At 56.7% G+C, this 11731-nt stretch carries 9 protein-coding genes; 6 read left to right on the top strand and 3 right to left on the bottom strand.

What is annotated here, in order from left to right:
• Nucleotides 1-4: 4 nt before the first annotated feature.
• The gene (locus O1721_RS04275; protein ID WP_017383628.1) at nucleotides 5-301 is read right to left on the bottom strand and encodes a hypothetical protein; all 297 of its coding nucleotides are present in this window, start codon (nucleotides 299-301) and stop codon (nucleotides 5-7) included.
• A gap of 704 nt (nucleotides 302-1005) precedes the next feature.
• Nucleotides 1006-2676 (bottom strand): NAD-dependent DNA ligase LigB, encoded by a 1671-nt coding sequence (ligB, locus tag O1721_RS04270; protein ID WP_032646758.1) that lies wholly within the window; start codon nucleotides 2674-2676, stop codon nucleotides 1006-1008.
• A 250-nt stretch (nucleotides 2677-2926) separates the two neighbouring features.
• On the opposite strand from ligB, the gene gmk reads away from it, so the two are divergent.
• The 5 genes from gmk to recG are packed head-to-tail and all read left to right on the top strand — an operon-like array spanning nucleotide 2927 to nucleotide 8793.
• A complete protein-coding gene (gmk, locus tag O1721_RS04265; protein ID WP_006177710.1) occupies nucleotides 2927-3550 on the top strand; it encodes a guanylate kinase in 624 nt (207 codons plus the stop codon).
• A gap of 54 nt (nucleotides 3551-3604) precedes the next feature.
• A complete protein-coding gene (rpoZ, locus tag O1721_RS04260) occupies nucleotides 3605-3880 on the top strand; it encodes a DNA-directed RNA polymerase subunit omega (protein WP_000135058.1) in 276 nt (91 codons plus the stop codon).
• 19 nt (nucleotides 3881-3899) lie between these two features.
• Entirely contained in the window at nucleotides 3900-6014 is a 2115-nt protein-coding gene (spoT, locus tag O1721_RS04255; protein ID WP_003860921.1) for a bifunctional GTP diphosphokinase/guanosine-3',5'-bis pyrophosphate 3'-pyrophosphohydrolase, read from the top strand.
• Nucleotides 6015-6018: 4 nt separating this feature from the next.
• Nucleotides 6019-6708: a tRNA (guanosine(18)-2'-O)-methyltransferase TrmH gene (trmH, locus tag O1721_RS04250; protein ID WP_003860922.1), complete on the top strand. Its 690-nt coding sequence runs from the start codon at nucleotides 6019-6021 to the stop codon at nucleotides 6706-6708.
• 3 nt (nucleotides 6709-6711) lie between these two features.
• A complete protein-coding gene (gene recG, locus O1721_RS04245; RefSeq protein ID WP_015570052.1) occupies nucleotides 6712-8793 on the top strand; it encodes an ATP-dependent DNA helicase RecG in 2082 nt (693 codons plus the stop codon).
• Nucleotides 8794-8796: 3 nt separating this feature from the next.
• Here recG and gltS read toward each other — a convergent pair whose 3' ends face one another.
• Nucleotides 8797-9999 carry a sodium/glutamate symporter gene (gene gltS, locus O1721_RS04240; protein WP_006812438.1) on the bottom strand — a complete coding sequence of 401 codons (1203 nt, stop codon included), beginning with the start codon at nucleotides 9997-9999 and terminating at the stop codon, nucleotides 8797-8799.
• 225 nt (nucleotides 10000-10224) lie between these two features.
• Between gltS and xanP the strand changes: the two genes are divergently transcribed.
• A complete protein-coding gene (gene xanP / locus O1721_RS04235; protein ID WP_479953628.1) occupies nucleotides 10225-11616 on the top strand; it encodes a xanthine/proton symporter XanP in 1392 nt (463 codons plus the stop codon).
• Nucleotides 11617-11731: the final 115 nt, after the last annotated feature.

The following is an 11731-nucleotide window of genomic DNA, read 5'->3' as shown; positions in this document are numbered from 1 at the left end:
AGCCTTAGCGGGTAACTGTCGTCGTGGAAGTACCATTGCCTGAGTCATCGCCACTGTCGCTTGCCGCGACAACGGCTAACGTCGCTACGCCGGCAATCGCAGCGGTGGTGACAACAGCGGTTGTCCCAATCGCGCCTGCCGCCAGTCCCCCCGTAGTGCCAGCGGTAGTTCCCACCGTTGCTCCGGTTGTTGTACCGGTTGTTGCTGCGCTGGTGCTACCTGCTTCGGTGGTAGCGCCTATAGCAGGCAGGGCAGTCGCCAGCGTGAGTGCCGTCAGCACTGTACAAAGCGTCCTTTTCATTTTTGGTCCTCATTCAAATGAAGGAAAATATGAGCACCTGGAAACCAGGTCCCGGTTAACGGGCATAAAGCCCGGGGCTGAATTCCGGCCCGACAGGGACGGAAAATCATCCATGTAAAAGCCCTGGGCTCTGAACACCAGCGCATATAAACCGCCAGGATATATTTCGGTACCCTTAATTGCTTCAATTGGAGTTCAGATAGTTAACTCCCTCACGGGGTGCAAAAAGAAAGGAAAACGCAGAAGTGATGCGAAATGCACCCCAGCGGTAACTACCTTAAAAATTTTGGATAAGATAATTCTTATAATAATTTGACGCAATGATTTCCGGCAGAATAAATATGACTAATTGTTAACCAGAAAACACTCAACATATTATTAATAAAATAGTTAAACAACTGAAATTAAAAGCAAAAATACGAACAATACTCAGGCTGCATTGCCTATAACTCCTTCATTCCCGGCTATTGCTCTCGATTAATAGTGATTGAGATCAATTAAGCCGTTCTCTCAAAGAAAATAAAAACGCAAGCAGAGCAAATTCTGAAATTGGGTTCAGGGATAATATTTCCTCAAAATATATTTACCATGAATAATTCATTTATATTCATAATTATTGCGTATATAAACCGCGTCTCATAAATACGCTATTCACGGCAGCGGAAGTGTGCCCCCTCGCCAGTCTGTTCAGGAGCGCACGCAGATTAAAATCCACCGATGTGCTCTGCGGCCAGCCATTTTGCCAGGGCATCAATCTGAGGCTGATGCAGCCAGTTTACGATCTGGCGGGCCTTCTCCTGCCCGACACCCGGCAGCATCCGCCACTCCGCTTCGCTTCGCTGAATCAGCGCCTGCCAGGTGCGATCCCCTTCCGCCTTGAGCGTCGACCGGGCCAGCGGTATTCCCATCGCGGTGATCCAGCGGATAAAAGGTCGCTCCCGCGCCAGGTTAAACTGATGCCACAGCGCAGCGCCATGCGATGCCGATATCCCCGGCGTCGCGGTGAGCTGCGCCTGCGTGAGCTGTAGCCAGGAGAAGAGGTGCTCAAACCGATGCGCCTGATAGAGGGTCCGCCATCCTGATTCGCCCATTCCTTCGATATCTAACGCCTGCCTGGAACTTAGCCACGTCAGCCGGGCAAAAAATTGCTCCATGCACTCCGGGGAGGCATAGAAACAGGCTAAGCCGTTATAGCGCGATGAGGGCGGCTGCGGTTTACGGCGATCCACATTGCGCCACACCACGTTATCCAGCCGGGGAATACCTTGTCCCGCCAGGCTTACCAGCACCTGATCGCCGGGGGCAATATCCAGCCTCTGCCAGCGGTTAACCGACCCTAAGCTGACGCGCTGTACGCGTTTATCGTCGAGCATCAGCGGCTCAAGCTGCGCAATCGCGGTGATCCGCCCGGTACGGCCAACGGTAAAGTGAATCGCTTTGACTTCCGTCACCTGGGCCACAGGAAGGTATTTCCATGCGACGATCCAACTCCCTTCCCCCGGCAGCCACTCCTCGCCCGGCGGCTCTGCCGAGGCGCGAACCACAATGCCATCCGTGGCGAAGGGCAACGAAGCCTTAAACCAGGCCGTCCGTTGCGCTTCCACATCAGCCGCGTTTTTAACCGGCAGGGTATAGCGGGCCGTCAGGGTAAAACCTGCCTCCGCCAGCGCGGAAAGGCGTGCTTTCATCGCTTTTGGGCCGTCCGGCCAGGCCCAGATAAAAATGCCTGTCTGCTTCAGCGCTGCGCGATCGGTCGCGCGCATCATTGCCCCCGCTACCTTCGCACGCGCGTTCATCCCCCCCATCCGCTGCTGGATATGCCCGTCGCGCAGCAGAAAAAGTTCACCCTGCAACACGCTGTTGGCAAGCGGCCCGGCCAGCGTTTGCGGAATAGCGGGGATCATTCGCGCCTGTGCCGTCCACTCTTCCCCCTGTAAGCCGTCGCCCCGGCTAATCGCCTGCACCAGCTTGCCGTTTTTGTAGACCAGGGTGACCGCAACACCATCCACCTTTGGCTGTACCCAGAGATCCTGCTGCGTCGCCATCCAGCGGCTAAGCGCCTGCTTGCTTTCTACCTTATGCACGCCGGTATGGGCGAAGGGATGTTTCACCGTCCCACTGGCGGCTGGAAGATCGTCGTGCAGCGGTTCATCGTGAAAACAGCGCTGCCACTGTTTTAAGCGGGCGTTAAGCCTGTCGTAAACGTCGTCGCTCACCTCGCTGCGGCCCTGCTTCCAGTAATCTTCATTCCAGCGGGTCAGCTGCGCCTTCAGGGCCGCGATCTCCTGCCCGGCTTTAGCCGGTGACCAGACCGGGCAAATAGCCATCGCCCCGCTGCTTAAGAAGATCATCAGTATGCTTATCCATTTCACCATTATTACCCCTCCCTGTTTTGCGAAGGGTATACCCTGCCCGTGAGCCGCAGACCAGCTACAAAATTGCATTTTACGAGCGCGCTTCAGCGCATTGTTTTTATTGCAGCAAAAAGAAGGTAAAAGCTGAAAACGGCACGCAAAATTTAATCATCCAGGGGAAAAAGTGTGACAAAGGCTACGTCACACAGCGGCGACGTGTATAATAAGCCCGTATGTAGGACTTCTTCGTTAACACATACAAAAGACTCTCATGGCTCAAGGCACGCTTTATATTGTTTCTGCCCCTAGTGGCGCGGGTAAATCCAGCCTTATTCAGGCACTGTTAAAAACCCAACCGTTGTACGATACGCAGGTTTCTGTTTCTCACACCACGCGAGCACCGCGTCCGGGTGAAGTGCACGGTGAACACTATTTCTTTGTGAATCACGACGAATTCAGAGCGATGATTGGCAGAGACGCGTTTCTTGAACACGCAGAAGTTTTCGGTAACTACTACGGTACTTCGCGTGAAACCATTGAGCAGGTACTGGCGACCGGCGTGAACGTGTTCCTGGATATCGACTGGCAGGGCGCGCAGCAAATTCGTAAGAAAATGCCTGATTCGCGCAGTATCTTTATTTTACCGCCATCGAAAGATGAACTGGATCGCCGCCTGCGTGGTCGCGGCCAGGACAGCGAAGAAGTTATCGCGAAGCGTATGGCGCAGGCAGTTGCAGAAATGAGCCATTACGCGGAATATGATTACCTTATTGTGAATGATGATTTTGATGCCGCGCTGAGCGATCTCAAAACTATCCTTCGCGCAGAACGTCTGCGTATGAGCCGCCAGAAGCAGCGACATGACGCATTAATCACCAAACTGTTGGCAGACTGAACCCACTTTCAGTATCATGCCCAGTCATTTCTTCACCTGTGGAGCATTTTAAGTATGGCACGCGTAACTGTTCAGGACGCTGTAGAGAAAATTGGTAACCGTTTTGACCTGGTGCTGGTCGCCGCGCGTCGCGCTCGTCAGATGCAGGTAGGCGGTAAAGATCCGCTGGTACCGGAAGAAAACGATAAAACCACCGTTATTGCACTTCGCGAAATCGAAGAAGGTCTGATCAACAACCAGATCCTCGACGTGCGTGAGCGCCAGGAGCAGCAAGAGCAGGAAGCCGCTGAATTACAAGCTGTTACCGCTATTGCTGAAGGTCGTCGTTAATTAAACCTGCGGGTCGCCCTTGTATCTGTTTGAAAGCCTGAATCAACTGATTCAAACCTACCTGCCTGAAGACCAGATTAAGCGTCTTCAGCAGGCGTATCTCGTTGCACGTGACGCTCACGAGGGCCAGACACGTTCAAGCGGTGAACCCTATATCACGCACCCGGTAGCGGTGGCCTGTATTCTGGCCGAGATGAAACTCGACTACGAAACGCTGATGGCCGCCCTGCTGCATGACGTGATTGAAGATACCCCTGCCACCTACCAGGACATGGAACAGCTGTTTGGCAAAAGCGTTGCCGAGCTGGTGGAAGGGGTCTCTAAGCTTGATAAGCTGAAATTCCGCGACAAGAAAGAGGCGCAGGCCGAAAACTTCCGCAAGATGATCATGGCGATGGTGCAGGATATCCGCGTCATTCTCATCAAACTGGCTGACCGCACCCACAATATGCGCACGCTGGGCTCACTTCGCCCGGATAAACGTCGCCGCATCGCCCGTGAAACCCTCGAAATTTACAGTCCGCTGGCGCACCGTTTAGGTATTCATCACATTAAAACCGAGCTGGAAGAGCTGGGTTTTGAGGCGTTGTACCCGAACCGCTATCGCGTGATTAAAGAGGTGGTGAAAGCCGCTCGCGGTAACCGTAAAGAGATGATTCAAAAGATCCTCTCTGAAATCGAAGGGCGTTTGCAGGAAGCGGGCATTCCGTGCCGCGTGAGCGGTCGCGAAAAGCATTTGTACTCTATCTACTGCAAAATGGTGCTTAAAGAGCAGCGTTTTCACTCGATCATGGATATCTACGCGTTCCGCGTCATCGTCCACGATTCAGACACCTGTTATCGCGTGCTGGGGCAGATGCACAGCCTGTACAAGCCGCGTCCGGGGCGCGTCAAAGATTACATCGCCATTCCAAAAGCGAACGGATACCAGTCTTTGCACACCTCCATGATTGGCCCGCACGGTGTCCCTGTTGAGGTGCAGATTCGTACCGAAGATATGGATCAGATGGCGGAGATGGGTGTCGCGGCGCACTGGGCTTATAAAGAGCACGGCGGCGAAAGCAGCACCACCGCGCAAATCCGCGCCCAGCGCTGGATGCAGAGCCTGCTGGAGCTGCAACAGAGCGCAGGTAGCTCGTTTGAATTTATCGAGAGCGTTAAATCCGATCTCTTCCCGGATGAAATTTACGTTTTCACGCCGGAAGGGCGCATTGTCGAACTGCCTGCGGGCGCGACACCGGTCGACTTCGCTTACGCCGTGCATACCGATATCGGCCATGCCTGCGTAGGTGCCCGCGTCGACAGGCAGCCTTATCCGCTGTCGCAGCCGCTTTTCAGCGGACAGACGGTGGAGATCATTACCGCGCCGGGGGCACGTCCTAACGCCGCCTGGTTGAACTTTGTCGTGAGCTCAAAAGCGCGCGCAAAAATCCGCCAGCTGCTGAAAAACCTCAAGCGCGACGACTCCGTTAGCCTGGGGCGTCGTCTGCTCAATCACGCGCTGGGTGGCAGCCGCAAGCTGGCAGAGATCCCGCCAGAAAACATTCAGCATGAGCTGGAGCGTATGAAGCTCGCCTCGCTGGATGACCTGCTGGCAGAGATTGGTCTCGGCAACGCCATGAGCGTGGTCGTGGCGAAGAATCTGCAACAAGGCGAAACGACAGCCGTTCCTGCCACCACGCAAAATCATGGTCACCTGCCGATCAAAGGCGCTGACGGGGTGCTCATCACCTTCGCCAAATGCTGCCGTCCTATCCCGGGCGACCCGATTATTGCGCACGTCAGCCCGGGTAAAGGGCTGGTGATCCACCATGAATCCTGCCGTAACATCCGTGGCTATCAGAAAGAGCCTGAGAAGTTCATGGCGGTCGAGTGGGATAAAGAGACGGCCCAGGAATTTATCACTGAAATCAAGGTGGATATGTTCAACCACCAGGGTGCACTGGCGAACCTGACGGCAGCGATCAACACGGCCTCATCCAACATTCAAAGCCTGAATACGGAAGAAAAAGATGGCCGCGTTTACAGCGCCTTTATTCGCCTGACCGCCCGTGACCGCGTGCATCTGGCCAATATTATGCGCAAGATCCGCGTGATGCCGGATGTCATTAAAGTCACCCGTAACCGAAACTAGCATTATGAATTCAAAACGTTACGAGCGAATCTGCGAAATGCTCGCCAGGCGTCAGCCTGATCTGACGGTCTGCATGGAGCAGGTCCATAAACCTCATAACGTCTCTGCTATCGTCCGCACCGCAGATGCCGTCGGCGTGCATGAAGTCCACGCCGTCTGGCCTGGCGCACGTATGCGTACCATGGCCTCCACCGCCGCAGGCAGCAACAGCTGGGTATCCGTGAAAACTCACCAGACTATTGGTGAAGCGGTCTCGCACCTGAAAGGGCGTGGCATGCAGGTTCTGGCAACCAACCTCTCTGCTAAAGCCGTGGATTTCCGTGAGATCGACTACACTCGTCCGACCTGTATTTTAATGGGCCAGGAGAAAACGGGGATCACGCAGGAAGCACTGGATTTGGCCGATCGGGACATCATCATTCCAATGATCGGCATGGTCCAGTCACTCAACGTGTCGGTCGCCTCGGCGCTGATCCTGTATGAAGCGCAGCGCCAGCGTCAGAATGCCGGAATGTACGAGCGCAGCAACAGCATGCTGCCGGAAGAGGAGCAGCAGCGCCTGCTGTTTGAAGGTGGCTATCCGGTGCTGGCTCGCGTTGCGAAGCAGAAGAAATTGCCTTACCCCCACGTCAACGCGCAGGGCGAAATTGAAGCCGATGCCGAGTGGTGGTCCACCATGCAGTACGCGGGGTAAATCATGAAAGGCCGCCTGCTGGACGCCATACCGCTCAACAGCCTGACGGGCGTGGGCGCGGCACAAAGCAGTAAACTGGCGAAGATAGGCCTGCACACCGTGCAGGATCTCCTGCTCCACCTCCCCCTGCGCTACGAAGACCGTACTCAGCTTTATAAGATTGGCGATCTGCTGCCCGCTATTTACGCCACCGTTGAAGGGGAAGTGCTGAACTGCAACATCACCTTTGGCGGACGCAGGATGATGACCTGCCAGATCAGCGACGGCACCGGCATTCTCACCATGCGCTTTTTCAACTTCAATGCGGCAATGAAAAACAGCCTTGCCACTGGACGACGCGTACTTGCGTACGGTGAAGCCAAACGGGGCAAATACGGCGCGGAGATGATCCACCCGGAATACCGCGTGCAGGGTGATCTCAGCTCACCTGAGCTACAGGAGACGCTCACGCCGGTCTATCCAACCACTGAAGGCATTAAGCAGGCTACGCTGCGCAAGCTCACCGATCAGGCGCTGGAGCTGCTCGATACCTGCGCCATTAACGAGCTGCTTCCGCCGGAGCTGGCGCAGGGCATGATGAGCCTGCCGGAGGCGTTGCGCACCCTGCATCGTCCACCGCCAACGCTTCAGCTTGTTGATTTAGAGAGCGGTAAACACCCCGCCCAACGGCGTCTTATCCTTGAGGAATTACTGGCTCACAACCTGAGCATGCTGGCCCTGCGCGCAGGTGCGCAGCGTTTCCACGCGCAGCCATTAAGCCAGCGTGATGAGCTCAAAGATAAGCTGCTGGCCTCACTGCCGTTTAAACCCACCGGCGCCCAGGCGCGGGTGACTGCCGAGATCGAACGCGATATGGCGCTGGATGTGCCAATGATGCGCCTGGTGCAGGGCGACGTGGGTTCCGGTAAAACGCTGGTCGCCGCGCTGGCCGCTTTGCGCGCCATCGCCCACGGTAAGCAGGTGGCGCTGATGGCACCGACGGAACTGCTGGCCGAGCAGCACGCCAACAATTTCCGGAACTGGTTCGCCCCGCTGGGAATTGAAGTGGGCTGGCTGGCCGGGAAGCAGAAGGGCAAAGCGCGCCTTGCGCAGCAGGAAGCCATTGCCAGCGGGCAGGTGCAGATGATTGTCGGCACGCACGCCATTTTCCAGGAACAGGTGCAGTTTAACGGCCTGGCGCTGGTCATTATCGACGAACAGCACCGCTTTGGTGTTCATCAGCGTCTGGCGCTGTGGGAGAAAGGTCTGCAACAGGGCTTCCACCCGCATCAGCTGATCATGACCGCCACGCCGATTCCGCGCACCCTGGCGATGACGGCCTATGCCGATCTGGATACCTCCACCATCGACGAACTCCCCCCGGGTCGTACGCCGGTGACAACGGTCGCCATTCCGGACACGCGCCGCAGCGACATCATTGACCGCGTGCGCAACGCCTGCACCCACGAAGGACGTCAGGCTTACTGGGTCTGTACCCTGATTGAAGAGTCTGAGCTGCTGGAAGCTCAGGCTGCCGAAGCCACGTGGGAAGAGTTAAAACTCGCCCTGCCGGAGCTGAACGTAGGTCTGGTTCACGGGCGCATGAAGCCTGCCGAGAAGCAGGCGGTGATGCAGTCGTTCAAACAGGGCGAGCTGCATTTGCTGGTCGCGACCACGGTCATCGAAGTGGGCGTGGACGTGCCGAACTCCAGCCTGATGATTATTGAGAACCCGGAGCGCCTGGGCCTGGCGCAGCTCCACCAGCTACGAGGCCGCGTGGGCCGTGGCGCGATCGCCTCTCACTGCGTGCTGCTCTACAAAGCCCCTCTGTCGAAAACCGCGCAGATGCGTTTGCAGGTATTACGCGACAGCAATGACGGCTTCGTCATTGCGCAAAAAGATCTGGAGATCCGCGGCCCGGGCGAACTGCTGGGCACGCGTCAGACGGGTAACGCCGAGTTTAAAGTAGCGGATTTATTGCGCGATCAGGCCATGATCCCCGAAGTACAACGCCTTGCGCGTCATATTCATGAACGCTACCCCGAACAGGCGGCAGCGTTAATTGAACGCTGGATGCCGGAAACCGAGCGGTATTCCAACGCCTGACGGTCAGCCAAACATCGGCAGCATCAGGTAGAGCTTAATGACCAGCGCGTTGACGATATCAATGAAGAATGCGCCCACCATCGGCACCACCAGAAACGCCATGTGCGACGGGCCGAACCGTTCGGTGATCGCCTGCATATTCGCGATGGCCGTTGGCGTCGCTCCCAGACCAAACCCACAGTGGCCCGCAGCCAGTACCGCCGCATCATAGTTTTTGCCCATCATGCGCCAGGTAACAAAGATGGCATACAGCGCCATGAACACAGCCTGCACCGCCAGGATCGCCACCATCGGCAGCGCCAGCGAGGCCAGTTCCCACAGCTTGAGGCTCATCAGCGCCATCGCCAGGAACAGCGACAGGCTGACGTTCCCCAGCACGGACACTGCGCGCTCAAAGACGCGGTAGAAGCCCATCTGCGCCAGACCGTTGCTCAGGATCACCCCGATAAACAGCACGCAGACAAAGGTTGGCAGTTCGAAAGCCGTTCCCGCCAGCCATTGCGCAACGATTTTGCCCACGGTAAGGCAGATGGCAATCATGGCGATGGTTTCAATCATCACCAGCGAGGTGATGCTGCGGCCAACGTCCGGTTTTTCAAATGCCGTCGGCACCATTTCATCGTCTGGCCTGCCTTCCGGCGTGGTGGAGTGTTTCACCAGATAGCGCGCTACCGGGCCGCCAATCAGCCCGCCAAGCACCAGGCCAAAGGTCGCGCAGGCCATTGCCACTTCCGTTGCGTTTTCAAAGCCATAGCGTTCGATGAACAGCTTGCTCCACGCCGCGCCCGTTCCGTGGCCACCTGACAGGGTAATCGACCCCGCCAGCAGACCCATCAGCGGATCCAGCCCCAGCAGCGACGCCATACCGATGCCGATGGCGTTTTGCATCAGCAGCAGGCCCACCACAACAATCAGAAACACGCCCAGCACCTTGCCGCCCGAACGCAGGCTTGCGAGGTTAGCGTTCAGGCCGATAGTGGCAAAGAAGGCCAGCATCAACGGATCTTTCAGGGACATATCAAAATCGATTTCCCAGCCCATGCTTTTTTTCAGCACCAGCAGGGCCAGCGCCACCAGCAATCCACCGGCGACAGGTTCAGGAATGGTGTACTTTTTCAGAAAGGAAACACTGTGTACCAGCTTGCGACCAAGCAGAAGAACCAGCGTTGCGGCAACAAGGGTCGACAACGTATCGAGATGAATCATAAAAGGCTCCTGTTATGCGCGTGTTCCATACACACGCGGCGTTATCCTGGGCCGGGTGATGCTCGTCATGAGCCGCCGGCGCGAAAAGTGTAATTTTTTTTTCCTGTTCGTTGTAGAAAACCTGCTCACACCGGCAGATTTTCTCTCTTTTTTTTGCTGGCAATCGTTTGCTTTTACCAGGTGGTCAGCTAAAATGCCCGCTTTTCCACCGTGGGATTGCCGCCGATGTCTGTTAACACTCTGGAGTCTGCTGATGCGCAACCGATTGCGCAGAAGCAAAACAGCGAACTGATTTACCGCCTTGAAGATCGTCCCCCGCTGCCTCAAACCCTGTTTGCCGCCTGCCAGCACCTGCTGGCGATGTTCGTTGCGGTCATCACGCCGGCTCTGCTGATTTGCCAGGCGCTGGGGTTACCGGCGCAGGATACGCAACACATCATCAGTATGTCTCTGTTCGCTTCCGGCGTGGCCTCCATCATTCAAATTAAAGCCTGGGGTCCGGTGGGCTCGGGTTTGCTGTCGATTCAGGGCACCAGCTTTAACTTTGTGGCGCCGCTGATCATGGGCGGTACGGCACTGAAAACCGGCGGCGCAGATGTCCCGACGATGATGGCGGCGCTTTTCGGCACCCTGATGCTGGCAAGCTGCACAGAGATGATCATTTCCCGCGTTCTGCACCTGGCGCGCCGGGTGATCACCCCGCTGGTCTCCGGCGTGGTGGTGATGATTATCGGCCTGTCACTGATCCAGGTGGGTCTGACCTCCATCGGGGGCGGCTACGCGGCAATGAGCGACCATACCTTCGGCGCGCCGAAAAACCTGCTGCTGGCAGGCGTCGTGCTGGCGATCATTAATCTGCTTAACCGCCAGCGTAACCCGTACCTGCGCGTGGCATCGCTGGTGATCGCCATGGCGGCCGGTTACCTGCTGGCGTGGGCGCTGGGCATGCTGCCGGAAAACACCACCCCAACCAACAGCGCGTTGATTACCGTGCCAACGCCGCTCTACTACGGCCTGGGCATTGACTGGAGTCTGCTCCTGCCGCTGATGCTGGTCTTTATGATCACTTCGCTGGAAACCATTGGCGATATCACCGCCACCTCCGACGTGTCCGAGCAGCCGGTCTCCGGCCCACTGTACATGAAACGTCTGAAAGGCGGCGTGCTGGCGAATGGACTGAACTCGTTTGTCTCGGCGGTGTTCAACACCTTCCCGAACTCCTGCTTCGGCCAGAACAACGGCGTGATCCAGCTGACCGGCGTGGCCAGCCGCTACGTGGGCTTCGTGGTGGCGCTGATGCTGGTGGTCCTCGGCCTGTTCCCGGCGGTAAGCGGCTTTGTGCAGCACATCCCTGAGCCGGTTCTGGGCGGAGCAACGCTGGTGATGTTCGGTACTATCGCGGCCTCTGGCGTGCGTATCGTCTCCCGCGAGCCGCTGAACCGCCGCGCAATCATGATTATTGCGCTGTCTCTCGCCGTAGGGCTTGGCGTCTCCCAGCAGCCGATGATTTTGCAGTTTGCCCCGGACTGGGTGAAAAACCTGCTCTCTTCCGGCATCGCCGCGGGCGGTATTACCGCTATTGTGCTGAATCTCATTTTCCCGCCTGAAAAGAACTGATCCCCACACGGCAGGCTGTCAATGCCTGCCGTGACATCTCTTTACACCATTCCCGCCTTGAGCATTGCGCATAAATCGTGCATAACACCCTTATGTGCGTTTCGCGGGAAGGAAG

It is taken from the genome of Enterobacter cloacae complex sp. HYC033_NIDB, assembly GCF_056673335.1.
The sequence above is the reverse complement of the archived record's forward strand: the minus strand, read 5'-3'. Positions and strand labels throughout refer to the sequence as shown.